Origin of the sequence: Clostridium facile, from assembly GCF_014297275.1 — a bacterium.
Taxonomy (GTDB): Bacteria; Bacillota; Clostridia; order Oscillospirales; family Ruminococcaceae; genus Massilioclostridium; species Massilioclostridium facile.
This window is the reverse complement of sequence record NZ_JACOQK010000001.1, coordinates 2,723,712-2,737,302: the sequence shown is the minus strand read 5'-3', so window position 1 is coordinate 2,737,302 and position 13,591 is coordinate 2,723,712. Positions and strand designations below refer to the sequence as shown.

At 40.9% G+C, this 13,591-nt stretch carries 13 protein-coding genes, 3 tRNA genes and 3 rRNA genes; 4 read left to right on the top strand and 15 right to left on the bottom strand.

Going from position 1 to position 13,591, the window contains the following annotated elements; translation table 11 throughout:
* The 7 genes from H8Z77_RS11440 to H8Z77_RS11410 all read right to left on the bottom strand — a co-directional run.
* Window positions 1–894: CotH kinase family protein (locus tag H8Z77_RS11440; protein WP_186997068.1), on the bottom strand; the 894-nt coding region annotated here is incomplete at its 3' end.
* Between the two features lie 341 nt (window positions 895–1,235).
* A tRNA-Asn gene (locus H8Z77_RS11435) sits at window positions 1,236–1,311 on the bottom strand.
* Between the two features lie 42 nt (window positions 1,312–1,353).
* Window positions 1,354–1,470: ribosomal RNA gene (gene rrf, locus H8Z77_RS11430) — 5S ribosomal RNA — on the bottom strand.
* Between the two features lie 63 nt (window positions 1,471–1,533).
* A 23S ribosomal RNA gene (locus H8Z77_RS11425) occupies window positions 1,534–4,371 on the bottom strand.
* 144 nt (window positions 4,372–4,515) lie between these two features.
* Window positions 4,516–4,592 (bottom strand) — tRNA-Ile (locus H8Z77_RS11420).
* Window positions 4,593–4,643: 51 nt separating this feature from the next.
* Window positions 4,644–4,719 (bottom strand) — tRNA-Ala (locus H8Z77_RS11415).
* Between the two features lie 117 nt (window positions 4,720–4,836).
* A 16S ribosomal RNA gene (locus H8Z77_RS11410) occupies window positions 4,837–6,361 on the bottom strand.
* Together the 16S, 23S and 5S rRNA genes with 3 tRNA genes alongside form the textbook arrangement of a ribosomal RNA operon.
* A 627-nt stretch (window positions 6,362–6,988) precedes the next feature.
* Between H8Z77_RS11410 and metA the strand changes: the two genes are divergently transcribed.
* Both metA and H8Z77_RS11400 read left to right on the top strand, forming a co-directional pair.
* Window positions 6,989–7,918, top strand: coding sequence for a homoserine O-acetyltransferase MetA (gene metA, locus H8Z77_RS11405; protein WP_069987132.1), 930 nt, complete (start codon window positions 6,989–6,991; stop codon window positions 7,916–7,918).
* Between the two features lie 163 nt (window positions 7,919–8,081).
* Window positions 8,082–8,423 carry a hypothetical protein gene (locus H8Z77_RS11400; protein ID WP_186997067.1) on the top strand — a complete coding sequence of 114 codons (342 nt, stop codon included), beginning with the start codon at window positions 8,082–8,084 and terminating at the stop codon, window positions 8,421–8,423.
* Between the two features lie 69 nt (window positions 8,424–8,492).
* On the opposite strand, the gene H8Z77_RS11395 is transcribed toward H8Z77_RS11400, so the two are convergent.
* On the bottom strand, window positions 8,493–9,191 hold the full coding sequence (locus tag H8Z77_RS11395; RefSeq protein WP_186997066.1) for a 5'-methylthioadenosine/adenosylhomocysteine nucleosidase: 699 nt from the start codon (window positions 9,189–9,191) through the stop codon (window positions 8,493–8,495).
* Window positions 9,192–9,343: 152 nt separating this feature from the next.
* Between H8Z77_RS11395 and H8Z77_RS11390 the strand changes: the two genes are divergently transcribed.
* Together H8Z77_RS11390 and H8Z77_RS11385 are read left to right on the top strand one after the other, a co-directional pair.
* Window positions 9,344–10,012 carry a uracil-DNA glycosylase gene (locus H8Z77_RS11390; protein WP_069987129.1) on the top strand — a complete coding sequence of 223 codons (669 nt, stop codon included), beginning with the start codon at window positions 9,344–9,346 and terminating at the stop codon, window positions 10,010–10,012.
* Window positions 10,013–10,035: 23 nt separating this feature from the next.
* Window positions 10,036–10,254, top strand: a complete 219-nt coding sequence (locus H8Z77_RS11385; RefSeq protein WP_069987128.1) for a hypothetical protein — start codon at window positions 10,036–10,038, stop codon at window positions 10,252–10,254.
* Between the two features lie 189 nt (window positions 10,255–10,443).
* Here the strand turns inward: H8Z77_RS11385 and H8Z77_RS11380 are convergent, their stop codons facing one another.
* The 7 genes from H8Z77_RS11380 to mazG all read right to left on the bottom strand — a co-directional run bounded on the left by H8Z77_RS11380 (window position 10,444) and on the right by mazG (window position 13,584).
* Complete coding sequence (locus H8Z77_RS11380; RefSeq protein WP_186997065.1) at window positions 10,444–10,893, bottom strand: S1 RNA-binding domain-containing protein; 450 nt, start codon at window positions 10,891–10,893, stop codon at window positions 10,444–10,446.
* Window positions 10,894–10,927: 34 nt separating this feature from the next.
* Entirely contained in the window at window positions 10,928–11,224 is a 297-nt protein-coding gene (locus tag H8Z77_RS11375) for an FtsB family cell division protein (RefSeq protein WP_069987126.1), read from the bottom strand.
* Window positions 11,173–11,760, bottom strand: coding sequence for a spore cortex biosynthesis protein YabQ (yabQ, locus tag H8Z77_RS11370; protein WP_186997064.1), 588 nt, complete (start codon window positions 11,758–11,760; stop codon window positions 11,173–11,175). The genes H8Z77_RS11375 and yabQ overlap by 52 nt, the downstream gene beginning before the upstream one ends.
* Before the next feature lie 11 nt (window positions 11,761–11,771).
* Complete coding sequence (yabP, locus tag H8Z77_RS11365; RefSeq protein ID WP_186997063.1) at window positions 11,772–12,053, bottom strand: sporulation protein YabP; 282 nt, start codon at window positions 12,051–12,053, stop codon at window positions 11,772–11,774.
* A 71-nt stretch (window positions 12,054–12,124) separates the two neighbouring features.
* Window positions 12,125–12,370: an RNA-binding S4 domain-containing protein gene (locus H8Z77_RS11360; protein ID WP_069987123.1), complete on the bottom strand. Its 246-nt coding sequence runs from the start codon at window positions 12,368–12,370 to the stop codon at window positions 12,125–12,127.
* A 77-nt stretch (window positions 12,371–12,447) separates the two neighbouring features.
* A complete protein-coding gene (locus H8Z77_RS11355) occupies window positions 12,448–12,723 on the bottom strand; it encodes an HU family DNA-binding protein (RefSeq protein WP_069987122.1) in 276 nt (91 codons plus the stop codon).
* 63 nt (window positions 12,724–12,786) lie between these two features.
* Window positions 12,787–13,584: a nucleoside triphosphate pyrophosphohydrolase gene (gene mazG, locus H8Z77_RS11350; protein WP_186997062.1), complete on the bottom strand. Its 798-nt coding sequence runs from the start codon at window positions 13,582–13,584 to the stop codon at window positions 12,787–12,789.
* Window positions 13,585–13,591: the final 7 nt, after the last annotated feature.

The following is a 13,591-nucleotide window of genomic DNA, read 5'->3' as shown; positions in this document are numbered from 1 at the left end:
TTCTGGCGGAACATCTTCCAAGTCCGTAATATCCACCCTTGAGGACCCAACTTCTACTTTTTCTGCTAATAAATAGTTACCCAAATACTCTCCATTTAAGAATACATCTACAAATTCACATTTTGGGGTGCCTTCCATTCCAAGTTCATCTGCCATGTCATAAGCCAACTTATTTCTAATTAGCGACCGATCGCCATAATTAGCTAATAATACCCATTTTTTCGCTTTACCCATTCCTAAAATATCTTGTTTGGAATCTAATTTAATCTGATATGGTTTTTTTGGTAATCCCCAAGTGGTATTTCCCCTTCCTTTCATGGACATATCTGTATCTATATAGGTGGTTTCCCAACCGTTTTCTTCTGCCAATTTTTCAGGAACACTTAATGTCATAGCGCCAAAACATTCTGTATCATGGTTTGGATCATTATTCATATCTTCAATTGATCCTTTGCTTTCATCCATATTTAATTGTACAGCAGGTAATTCAGATTGCATTCCCACAACTACATAAGTTTGACCACTTAATTTTACAGAAACAGGCTGGCTAACATCCAATTGTTCTGTACTAGAATCAGAAAAAGAAACAGTTAATTTTGTTAGATCCACAGTACTTGGGGTAAATAAATATAAATAATTTGTATTATCCTTATTTACCGGATAGCCTTTTATGTCATACGCTAGACCTTTATTTAAGGCTGCTTGAACAGTTAAATCTGAACTAACATTGGGTTTATCAATAGAAGTTTGTCTTATTTCTGCGCTGGAAACACTTGGTGCCTCCAATCTTAATTGAGATAAAACGCCCGCATAGACTGTAGATGACATCCCTACTGTCATACACCCCGCCAACATAAGGCCAACTGCTTTTGCTGCTATTTTTCTTTTTTTCATTTCATTCACCTTTTCCTCTAATTTAAATAAGATATTCTTATTATTCAAATTATATATTTTATTTTTCTATTTGTCAATCTAATCTGTATTATAATAATACTTTTATGATAACATTTTAATTTCACAACTTTAATGTAAGATTCTTAAAAGTAAACAATATATTTGCAAATTCAGAATAGGTCTATATTTATCTATCAATAGGAATCCACTACCGAAACACAATAAGGGAAATTACAAATATAAAATATAACAACTAGATTGAAATACTTCAATCTATAAAAAATAATATATAACAAAAAAACAGATAGGTAAATATTTCTTTACCTATCTGTTTCTGTTATTGGCTCCCCAAGTTGGACTCGAACCAACGACCCTGCGGTTAACAGCCGCATGCTCTACCGACTGAGCTATTGAGGAATATACGAAAGAAAAGTAGATTACTCTACTTTTCTTTCTTCGTGACGGCATTTTTCTATTTTCCCAGGCCGTCTCCAGCCAAGTATCTTCGACGTTGATGAGCTTAACTACTGTGTTCGGTATGGGAACAGGTGGATCCTCATCGCCATTAACACCGTCTATTTCTTTTGAAGGTTCAGTACCCTCAAAACTGAATAAGTATCACGACTTTAGAACATATCATTGGTCAAGCCCTCGACCGATTAGTACTCGCTAGCTTAACGCCTCACGACGCTTACACTTTGAGCCTATCAACCTCGTAGTCTACAAGGGGTCTTACCTGGTTAACCCAGTGGGATATCTTATCTTAAGGACGGCTTCACGCTTAGATGCCTTCAGCGTTTATCCGATCCGCACATAGCTGCCCTGCCGTGCCATTGGCATGACAACAGGTACACCAGAGGTGCGTCCATCCCGGTCCTCTCGTACTAGGGACAGCTCCTTTCAAATATCCTACGCCCACGACAGATAGGGACCGAACTGTCTCACGACGTTCTGAACCCAGCTCGCGTACCGCTTTAATTGGCGAACAGCCAAACCCTTGGGACCGAATCCAGCCCCAGGATGCGATGAGCCGACATCGAGGTGCCAAACCTCCCCGTCGATGTGGACTCTTGGGGGAGATCAGCCTGTTATCCCCAGGGTAGCTTTTATCCGTTGAGCGACGGCATTTCCACTCACATACCGCCGGATCACTAACTCCAACTTTCGTTACTGCTCGACTTGTCAGTCTCGCAGTTAGGCTCGCTTATGCGTTTACACTCTAATGCACGGTTTCCGTCCGTACTGAGCGAACCTTTGAGCGCCTCCGTTACCTTTTAGGAGGCGACCGCCCCAGTCAAACTGCCCACCTAACAATGTCCCCCGACCAGATTCATGGCCGCAGGTTAGAATTTCAGCACTCCAAGAGTGGTATCCCAACGATGGCTCCACAAAAGCTGACGCCTTTGCTTCCTAGCCTCCCACCTATCCTGTACATGAAATACCAAAATCCAATATTAGGCTACAGTAAAGCTCCATGGGGTCTTTCCGTCTAGTCGCGGGTAACCGGCATCTTCACCGGTACTACAATTTCGCCGGGTGGATTGTTGAGACAGTGCCCAGATCGTTACACCATTCGTGCGGGTCAGAACTTACCTGACAAGGAATTTCGCTACCTTAGGACCGTTATAGTTACGGCCGCCGTTCACTGGGGCTTCAATTCAGAGCTCTCACTCCTCCTCTTAACCTTCCAGCACTGGGCAGGTGTCAGCCCCTATACGTCATCTTTCGATTTAGCAGAGACCTGTGTTTTTGATAAACAGTCGCCCGGGCCTATTCTCTGCGGCTCTATTGCTAGAGCACCCCTTATCCCTAAGTTACGGGGTCAACTTGCCGAGTTCCTTAACAACCCTTCTCCCGTTGGCCTTAGAATCCTCTTCCTACCTACCTGTGTCGGTTTGCGGTACGGGCTCCGAAGATATCCACAAAGCTTTTCTCGCCTTCATCCAAGTGTACTTCCTTACTCTAATTTCAGTCCCTTACGACCGGGTCTACCAACGCCCGGCTTACACCCTTCTAAAGTGTCCCTTTGCTTAAATCTTTTGGAGGCTACGGAATATCAACCGTATGTGCATCGGCTACGCCTTTCGGCCTCACCTTAGCTCCCGGCTTACTAGGAGCGGACGAACCTTCCTCCTAAAACCTTAGGCTTTCGGCCATTATGATTCTCACATAATTCTCGCTACTCATTCCGGCATTCTCACTCGTATACAGTCCACCACCGCTTCCGCTATGACTTCTCTCCGTATACGACGCTCCCCTACCCCTGATACTTACGTATCAAGCCCAAGCTTCGGTGTACATTTTAGCCCCGTTAAATTTTCGGCGCAGGACCACTCGACCAGTGAGCTATTACGCACTCTTTAAATGTGTGGCTGCTTCTAAGCCAACATCCTGGTTGTTTTCGCAATCCTACATCCTTTTCCACTTAAATGTACTTTGGGACCTTAGCTGTGGGTCTGGGCTCTTTCCCTTTTGACTATGAGACTTATCTCACACAGTCTGACTGCTGTCCATGATTATCCGGCATTCAGAGTTTGATAAGTTTCGGTAGCCTCTCGGCCCCTAGACTATTCAGTGCTTTACCTCCGGTAATCTTTATGACAACGCTAGCCCTAAAGCTATTTCGGGGAGAACCAGCTATATCCAAGTTCGATTGGAATTTCTCCGCTATCCACATCTCATCCCCTACCATTTCAACGGGAGTGGGTTCGGTCCTCCATGACGTGTTACCGTCACTTCAACCTGGACATGGATAGGTCACCTGGTTTCGGGTCATACGCATGAAACTAAACGCCCCATTCAGACTCGCTCTCGCTTCGGCTCCGAACCTGAAGTTCTTAACCTTGCTACATACGTATACTCGCCGGACCATTCTACAATAGGTACGATATCACACTTTGACGTGCTCTATCTGCTTGTAAGCACAGAGTTTCAGGTTCTATTTCACTCCCCTCCCGGGGTTCTTTTCACCTTTCCTTCACAGTACTTTTCGCTATCGGTCATTAGGTAGTATTTAGGCTTAGAGGGTGGTCCCCCTATCTTCCCACGGGGTTTCACGTGTCCCGCGGTACTCTGGATACTGCTAGCTCTGATCTGTTTTCGGATACAAGACTTTCACTTCCTTTGGTGTGCCTTCCCATGCACTTCTCCTAACTCGTCAGATACACATTGCAGTCCGAACCCCAAAGATATTGCTACCTTTGGTTTGGCCTCTTTCCCGTTCGCTCGCCACTACTAGGAAAATCTCGGTTGATTTCTCTTCCTCGCCCTACTTAGATGTTTCAGTTCAGGCGGTTCCCCTCATATACCTATGGATTCAGTATATGATGACAGTGCATAACCACTGCCGGATTCCTCCATTCGGAATTCTACGGATCGATGTCTGCTTGCGACTCCCCGTAGCATATCGTTGCTTACCACGTCCTTCATCGGCTCCTAATGCCAAGGCATTCTCTCTGCGCTCTTTGTAGCTTGACCATTTGAATTATGTTCTCCAACTTTTTCAAATTGTAGTAGTATTTTTACCCTTTTTTTAAAAAAGATATTTGTCTTAACTACTTTTATCGCTTTACTTATTCAGTTTTCAAGGTACTTTCTTCTTTGTTACTTTTTCAAGTAACTTGGTGGGCTCAAGTGGACTCGAACCACCGACCTCACGCTTATCAGGCGTGCGCTCTAACCACCTGAGCTATGAGCCCATGTTAGATTCGGCTGTCGGTCTCTCTTTTCCCTGTTCAACCTTTCGGTTGTGGTGGAGATGAGGAGGATCGAACTCCTGACCCCCTGCGTGCAAGGCAGGTGCTCTCCCAGCTGAGCTACACCCCCATTTTCCAGGGTTTCTAGGTTGCCGCTTTTCCCATCAATTATTTTTCTGAAGACTCAGGGCCTTCAAAATTAAACAATATAGCTCCTAACATTCCCCATCCTGTCAGTTCTCCATAGAAAGGAGGTGATCCAGCCGCACCTTCCGATACGGCTACCTTGTTACGACTTCACCCTAATCATCAACCCCACCTTCGACAGCGCCCTCCTTGCGGTTAGGCTACTGGCTTCGGGTGTTGCCAACTCTCATGGTGTGACGGGCGGTGTGTACAAGGCCCGGGAACGTATTCACCGCGGCATGCTGATCCGCGATTACTAGCAATTCCGGCTTCATGCAGGCGGGTTGCAGCCTGCAATCCGAACTGAGACTATTTTTAGGGGTTTGCTCCTCCTCGCGGTATTGCTTCCCTCTGTTAATAGCCATTGTAGTACGTGTGTGGCCCAGGTCATAAGGGGCATGATGATTTGACGTCATCCCCACCTTCCTCCGTTTTGTCAACGGCAGTCCCATTAGAGTGCTCTTGCGTAGCAACTAATGGTAAGGGTTGCGCTCGTTGCGGGACTTAACCCAACATCTCACGACACGAGCTGACGACAACCATGCACCACCTGTCTCAACTTTCCCCGAAGGGCACCTAACATATCTCTATCTCGTTAGTTGGATGTCAAGACCTGGTAAGGTTCTTCGCGTTGCTTCGAATTAAACCACATACTCCACTGCTTGTGCGGGCCCCCGTCAATTCCTTTGAGTTTCAACCTTGCGGTCGTACTCCCCAGGTGGATTACTTATTGTGTTAACTCCGGCACGGAAGGTTGACCCCCCCACACCTAGTAATCATCGTTTACAGCGTGGACTACCAGGGTATCTAATCCTGTTTGCTACCCACGCTTTCGAGCCTCAGCGTCAGTTAAAGCCCAGTAGGCCGCCTTCGCCACTGGTGTTCCTCCTAATATCTACGCATTTCACCGCTACACTAGGAATTCCGCCTACCTCTACTTCACTCAAGAACAACAGTTTTGAACGCAGTTTATGGGTTGAGCCCATAGATTTCACATTCAACTTGCTGTCCCGCCTACGCTCCCTTTACACCCAGTAATTCCGGACAACGCTCGCTCCCTACGTATTACCGCGGCTGCTGGCACGTAGTTAGCCGGAGCTTCCTCCTCAGGTACCGTCACTATCGTCCCTGAAGACAGAGGTTTACAATCCGAAAACCTTCTTCCCTCACGCGGCGTCGCTGCATCAGGGTTTCCCCCATTGTGCAATATTCCCCACTGCTGCCTCCCGTAGGAGTCTGGGCCGTGTCTCAGTCCCAATGTGGCCGTTCAACCTCTCAGTCCGGCTACTGATCGTCGACTTGGTGAGCCGTTACCTCACCAACTATCTAATCAGACGCGAGCCCATCTTACAGCGAATTTCTTTGATTATCTTACCATGCGATAAGTTAATGTTATGCGGTATTAGCGTTCGTTTCCAAACGTTATCCCACTCTGTAAGGCAGGTTGCTCACGTGTTACTCACCCGTCCGCCACTAAGATAGTCCATCGTCACCCCGAAGGGATCTAACAGGTATCTCCGTTCGACTTGCATGTGTTAGGCGCGCCGCCAGCGTTCGTCCTGAGCCAGGATCAAACTCTTAATTTAATCATATCAAAACATCCTCTCGGATGATTTAATCTAGCTCGTATTACTCGAATACGCTAACGTCATTTTTTCTAAAATAACTAAAACTCTTGAATTAACAAGGATTGGTTCGTTTTCGTTACTTACTATATTGTTTAATTTTCAAGGTCCTGTTTTTGTCGTTTCTTGACCGCTGCCCTCAAGCAGCTTTACTATTTTATCACATCTCTGTGATTTTGTCAAGCTTTTTTGAAAGTTTTTTGTTTCTTTCGTTTCGCTTGCCTCAGAAGCGACTTATTTATTATATCATATCGCTTCCTCTTTGTCAAGATGTTTTTTCATCTTTTTTCGTTTCTTCCTTTTTGCTCAACGGCGCCTCTTGCCCTCCCGGCCGCTCTTCCGTTGCAGCTTTAATAATATATCACACCTTCTCCCTTTTGTCAACTACTTTTTCCTTTTTTCTGTGGTTTAGCTATTTTTATGACATTTTAGTTATTTATATTCAACAATACTTTTTCTTATTATTCCCTTTTTTAGAATGGTTATTCGGAAATGAATTGATAATCTATTTATTATTTGATATAATAGAAATCACACTTAAAACTATCATATTTAAATGATATCGTTAGAAAAATAAGGAGTGGTTTTATGCCGATTAATATACCGAGCAGTTTACCAGCTGCCACAACATTGGAAAATGAAAACATCTTTATTATGAATCAAGAACGGGCTGATAAACAGGATATCCGTCCTTTAAAAATTTTACTATTAAATTTAATGCCCAAAAAAGTAGAAACCGAAACCCAAATCTTGCGTTTATTAAGTAACTCTCCTTTGCAGGTAGATATTGAGCTACTTCAAACCGCAAGCCACGTTTCAAAAAATACTCCCCAAACCCACATGCTGAAATTTTATAAAAACTTTGAGGATATTAAAACCCAGCGTTTTGATGGTATGATTGTGACAGGCGCACCTTTAGAAAATATGGAATTTGAGGATGTAGATTATTGGCAAGAGCTTACTACCATATTTGACTGGGCAAAACACAATGTTTTTTCTACATTAAATATCTGCTGGGGAGCTATTGCTGCACTTTATTATCAGTATGGTATCAAACGAAAATTACAGGAAGAAAAAATATTCGGAATTTTTCCTCATAGTGTCTTAATTCCAAACCATCCATTAGTTCGTGGCTTTGATGAAACTTTTTATGTCCCACATTCCCGCTATTTTTATATTCCTGCTCAAGAAATTGATGAAAATCCAAATCTGGACTTGCTTACTGTCTCCCATTTATCCGGCGTACATATTATTGCCTCTAAAAATGGGCGTGACTTTTTTATCACTGGCCATTCTGAATATGATCGCGATACTTTGGCGAATGAATACCAACGGGATATGGACAAAGGCTTAAATATTTTAGTACCTTACAATTATTTTCCAAATGATGATCCCAACGAAACACCGCGTTTTATTTGGCGTAGCCATGCCAACCTCTTGTTTTCTAACTGGTTAAACTATGTAGTATACCAAAATACACCTTACGACTTAAAAGAATTAGATTTATATCATGGTTGAGATTCATTCTCAACCATTTTTTTGTGATTATTCACAGGAAACCAACCTAAAAAATGAATATTTATACAAAAATAAAGTTTTTAATCAAAATATATTGCATATTTATTCATTTGGTGTATAATATAAATAGAAATTATCAACCAATTAGAAAGGAGATCTTGCTATGTTAACAAATGTTTATCAACCCAATGTTCAAAATGAGGAAACTTATAATCGTGTCTCTAAAAAGGCTCTGCTCTTTTTTCCATCTACGGATAATCTAGCAGGTATCGCCTTAGCAGAAGATTTATTTCAATTAGGATATCAATTATATGCCCCTATCTCAGTAGCGCATACTTTAAATCAAAATATGATACCAACTAGTATCATTCCCAATGGAAATCCTGATTTATCTTTTGATTATATTATTGGTATAGAAACTGCCCAAACTATCTCTGATTTTTCCGCCCATGGATGTGTATATTTTTCGAATATTCATGAGGCTCATATAGCAATTGCTTCTTAAATAGTTTCTCATAAAAAAGGCTGCTGCAAAGAATTCTTTACAGCAGTCTTTTTCTTTTATCAAATTGTTTTAATGAGCCTTTGACAGAGCAGTTAAAAAACCTAAAATAATTGAAATGGAACGCTCTGCTGCCATCTGAACAAAAGTAGGGAAGTCAATATTAGAATTATCATCCCCATTATCAGAAATTGCCCTCAACACGGCAAAAGGAAGTTTGTTTTGTGTACAAACATGTCCAATAGAAGCGCCTTCCATTTCATAAGCAATCGCATGAAATTCCCGGTACAACTCTTCTACTTTGGAATTGGAGTTGATAAATTGGTCTCCCGACGCAATCAAACCGGATTTACAATAAACTCCTACTCGCTCTGCGGCAGAAATCAGTTGCTGGGATAAATGGCTGTTTGCTGGCATTTGCACCAAATTCAATCCAGAAATATACCCTTTTGGGTCACCGAGCGGAGATGTATCCATATCATGTTCTACTACAGCATTTGCTACAACAACATCTCCAATATTTAAGCTGTGGTAACCTCCGGAAACACCAATATTAATAATGGCATCAGGACGATATGCCAAAATCATCGTCTGGGCACAAATGGCTGCATTTACTTTCCCCACACCAGCTTTTGCAACGATGACCTCAACACCACACAATTTTCCCGAAAAAAAATCCACAGTACTAATCGATTCAACAGTATAATCCTCTAGTTGATGTTTTAATCCATCCACTTCACTATCCATCGCACCAATAATCCCGATTTTCATAAGCTGCATTCCTCCATTCGATTCAATTTGTTTTATTATATCATACAAATACAATTCTGACAAAGCGGAAATTTACCAAGGATAGTTATTGTTTTTTTTTGCATTTTATAATACAATAAAACTAGTATTAAAAGAAAAAGGAGTTCGTGACTATGGTACAAATCGGAAACGATTGGGACACAATATTAGCAGAGGAATTTGAACAGGAATATTACCAAAAATTGCGGAAAATATTAGCACATGAATACAAAACGCAAACAATCTATCCAAATATGTACGATATTTTTAACGCTCTGAAATATACTTCCTACGAAAACGCAAAAGTTGTTATTTTAGGACAGGACCCTTACCATGGTCCTGGACAAGCCCATGGTTTGTCTTTTTCTGTGAAAAAAGGAATGAATGTCCCTCCATCCCTACAAAATATTTATAAAGAAATTCAAGCCGATTTGGGCTTGCCAATCCCAACCCATGGAGAGTTGACGCAATGGGCAAAACAAGGGGTTATGTTACTCAATACTGTGCTGACAGTACGTGCCCGTTCCGCTAACAGCCATAAGGATATTGGTTGGCAAATTTTTACCGACCATATTGTACAAAAATTAAATGAACGAGAAAAACCTCTGGTCTTTTTACTATGGGGGGCAAACGCCAAAAGAAAACGGGAACTTATTACTTCCCCACAGCATTTGATTTTAGAAGCAGCCCATCCAAGCCCATATTCTGCATACAATGGATTTTTTGGGTGCCACCATTTTTCCAAAGCCAACGAATTTTTAAAACAAACCGGTCAACAGCCAATTGATTGGCGGATTGACTAACAATTGCCAAAAGGAGCGTTTCTATGAAATATTTAAACTATCTAAAGGAAAAATTAACCCCTATTGCTTTAATCATTTTATCTATCCTTTATTTACTTGAAGTCGATTTTTCCAGCATTACAATTTTAAACTGGATTGCATTTGTTATAGCCGCTGCAACCTTAATTCCATTGATCATTACTTTTATCATACATCTAGTAAAAGATTATCGAGAAAAGGCAGATTCATCAGAAGAAAATTAAATTGAGAAACATCTTCTCTTTGTTTTTTAGAATCTTGAACGCTCTATATTACCAATATTTCTTTGTTTTATCTTTGCTCTACTCACATAACGAACGATTTCAAGCTTATCCTTTTGGCGAATATTTTTTGCTTAAACAGTAATAAAAAACTCCAATCCAGTTAGATTGGAGTTTTTTATTACTATCTTTTTAAGAACGGTTCCCTCTACGGGAATAGGAACTACCACGTTTCCCATCCATGTTGCGTTTAATATCAGACATTTTTTCTTCGCTACTCTGTTTAAACTTATTCAGCATGTCTTCAAACGACATTGGAGCATTATTTTTTGGACGGTCAAAATTGCGTGGTCCTCCAGAACGAGGGCGTTGTGTTTGACGGTTCCCGGATTGAGGAGCGTCTGGTTTTGGCTGCGCTTGTTTTATTGACAAGCTAATCTTGCCATCGTCACCGACTTTTAGCACTTTTACCTTGACTTGGTCCCCTTCTTTTAAATGGTCCGAAATTTCTTTTACATAACCGTTCGAAATTTCAGAAATATGTACCATTCCTGTTTTTCCTTCCCCTAAATCAACAAAAGCACCAAAATTTGTAATTCCTGTAACTTTACCTTCTAAAATTTTACCCACATCAAGCTGCATAAAAAACCCGACTGCCTCCTTAAATCATTAAATTTTATTCTTGTGTAATATCTACAAATACCCGTTCGCGCGGGGAAACATACCCCAGTTTTTCTCGGGCTATTTTTTCAATATAAGCCCGGTCCATACCAGAATCCAGCAATTGTTGCAGTTCTTTGTTTTCATTGGTTTGTTGTTCCACCTTGGCCTGTAACGCCACTAGCTCACGCTTTTTTTGCGCAATATCCACCTGTAACGTTACCAAACGCCCTACTACTGCAATGGCAAAAACCAAAACTGCTATTTTAAATATGATATTTTTTGGTTTCCTTTTCTTTTTAATTTTCGCCATATCCGGCCTTTCTTTCTGACAGGTTGTTGCTCCCGCTGTTTCCATTTATTTTTCGGATTAAAGTAATTATACACCATAACTGCTTTCGACTGCAAGATATTTTTCAGTTTTTTCCATAATTTTCTGAAAACATTCCGTAAATAACGCAATGGTTTTCGAAATAACCGGAAAATCTGCTTCAATGGAAATAGAAGAATCCGGAAAATAAAACCAAAAATCTTTTTTATCCATCGAATAATCCATTCTGCACATCGGTAAACAATCTTGCCAATGGTACCATAATACAATACAAAGCCCAGCAATTCTCCAATTAAAAAATAACCTCGTATAATTCCCTGATTTACTGCCTGATAAAAGAAAAAGCTGACAATTGCCGCCAATAAAAAAAAGAGTAAGTCTTCTATAAAAATCAATACTTTTCCAGATGGCACAGCAATCCGTAAAATACGGAATATATCATAGCAAACACCCAACACAGTCCCCAATAAAGTAGACCATAAAAAAATGACTGCTTCAGGCGACAAAATCATATTCATGGTTGTCTACCCTATTTAAAAAGCTTGGTAAAAAAGCTAGAAGCAGAACGTTTTTCCTGTTCACTATACACCAAGGAATCCACTGTCCCTTCCAAGGAAAGTTCTCCAGTATCCGTATTGAATTGATTGATATGTAGATCTACTCCTTTCACTGTCAACATACCTAAATTTGTTTCCATAGCAACAGAACGGTCATCAAAACTATCTACATCTTTCACACCGGATACTGTTAGGCTTTTCCTGTTTTCCAATATAATATTCTGTACCGCAACACGTTTCGTTTCCTCAATCATCTGAATCCCTCCATATTTTTGTTAGTAACATTATATGTTTTTTTCCTAACAAAAATACCGGATCCGGTGGATTATGCCTCTATTACTTGGTAATGGTCCGAAGCATCTGCCTTGGTTACATGTTCGCTAATGCTCAGCACTTTTACTTTCAATGGATTTGCTCCCAGGTTAATTTGAATGATATCTCCAATTTTTACATCATAGGAAGCTCTAGCTGGCTTTCCATTTACTTCTATTCTTTTGGCATCACAGGCTTCATTCGCCACTGTTCGGCGTTTAATTAGCCTTGTTACTTTTAAATATTTATCTAAACGCATATATGTTTCCTTATCTAAAATAAAAATGATATAAAAATCGTCGGCAGTTTAGTACAGCCGACGATTGATTGTATTTGTTATTTCGCAACAGCGTCTTTTAAAGCTTTTCCAGCTTTAAAAGCAGGAACTTTTGTAGCAGGAATGTGCATAGGTTCACCGTTTAATGGGTTTCTGCCATCTCTTGCTTTACGCTCACGAACTTCAAATGTACCAAATCCAACAAGCTGTACTTTATCGCCTTCTGTCAGAGCTTCTGTAATTGCTTCAATTGCAGCTACAACTGCTTTTTCTGCGTCTTTTTTTGAAAGTTCTGCTTTAGAAGCTACAACACTGATTAACTCAGATTTTGTCATTTTGCGTTACCTCCATTTTTCACTTAATAATAAAAATATATTCAATAGGTAATCCCCTATGAATTACTGAATGGTCTTTGCTTTTTTCCAAAGTTCATCTAACTGTTCCAGGCTTGCCTCAGTCATTTCCATTCCTTGTTCCCGACACAGATGTTCTACCTTAGCGAAGCGGGAAATAAATTTGTTGCAGGATTTTGTTAAGGAATGTTCGCTATCTATCTTTGCAAAACGGGATACATTAACACAACTAAACAACACATCCCCTAATTCCTCGTCTATATTCTCCTGGTTTCCATCTGTAACGGCTTGTTTTAATTCTTCCACTTCACTGACCAAATCATACATTGCTCCTGCAATATTTGGGTATTCAAATCCTGCTTTTGCAGCTCTGCTTTGTATCTTTTCACTTTTCATCAAAGCTGGCAGTACTGCCGGAACACTTTGCAATGTTTCTGTAAAAGAAGTTTGCCCCTTTGTTTTCCGTTTAATACTATCCCAGTTTGTCAGCACTTCATCGGAGTCAGCAACAGAGAGGTTTCCAAACACATGAGGATGTCGTACTATTAGCTTTTTACAAACCCCATCACAAACATCATCAAAGGTAAAACGACCTTCCGATTCCTCAATCTGGGAATGGAATACCACTTGCATCAGGACGTCTCCCAATTCTTCCTGTAATAGGATGGGATCTTCCTTGTCAATCGCTTCTACGACTTCATAGGTCTCTTCAATCATATTTTTGCGGATTGACTGGTGAGTCTGCACCTGGTCCCAAGGACAACCATTTTCCCCACGAAGGATTTTCATGATGTCCAAAAGGTCTTCTATCTTGTAATGCTCTTTCTGCTCAAAATCCACCATTGAATAA

Coding starts and splice junctions, on each gene's coding strand:
- metA (WP_069987132.1), top strand. CDS start 6,989: ATGCCGATTAATATACCGAGCAGTTTACCAGCTGCCACAACATTGGAA.
- H8Z77_RS11400 (WP_186997067.1), top strand. CDS start 8,082: ATGTTAACAAATGTTTATCAACCCAATGTTCAAAATGAGGAAACTTAT.
- H8Z77_RS11395 (WP_186997066.1), bottom strand. CDS start 9,191: ATGAAAATCGGGATTATTGGTGCGATGGATAGTGAAGTGGATGGATTA.
- H8Z77_RS11390 (WP_069987129.1), top strand. CDS start 9,344: ATGGTACAAATCGGAAACGATTGGGACACAATATTAGCAGAGGAATTT.
- H8Z77_RS11385 (WP_069987128.1), top strand. CDS start 10,036: ATGAAATATTTAAACTATCTAAAGGAAAAATTAACCCCTATTGCTTTA.
- H8Z77_RS11380 (WP_186997065.1), bottom strand. CDS start 10,893: ATGCAGCTTGATGTGGGTAAAATTTTAGAAGGTAAAGTTACAGGAATT.
- H8Z77_RS11375 (WP_069987126.1), bottom strand. CDS start 11,224: ATGGCGAAAATTAAAAAGAAAAGGAAACCAAAAAATATCATATTTAAA.
- yabQ (WP_186997064.1), bottom strand. CDS start 11,760: ATGAATATGATTTTGTCGCCTGAAGCAGTCATTTTTTTATGGTCTACT.
- yabP (WP_186997063.1), bottom strand. CDS start 12,053: ATGATTGAGGAAACGAAACGTGTTGCGGTACAGAATATTATATTGGAA.
- H8Z77_RS11360 (WP_069987123.1), bottom strand. CDS start 12,370: ATGCGTTTAGATAAATATTTAAAAGTAACAAGGCTAATTAAACGCCGA.
- H8Z77_RS11355 (WP_069987122.1), bottom strand. CDS start 12,723: ATGACAAAATCTGAGTTAATCAGTGTTGTAGCTTCTAAAGCAGAACTT.
- mazG (WP_186997062.1), bottom strand. CDS start 13,584: ATGGTGGATTTTGAGCAGAAAGAGCATTACAAGATAGAAGACCTTTTG.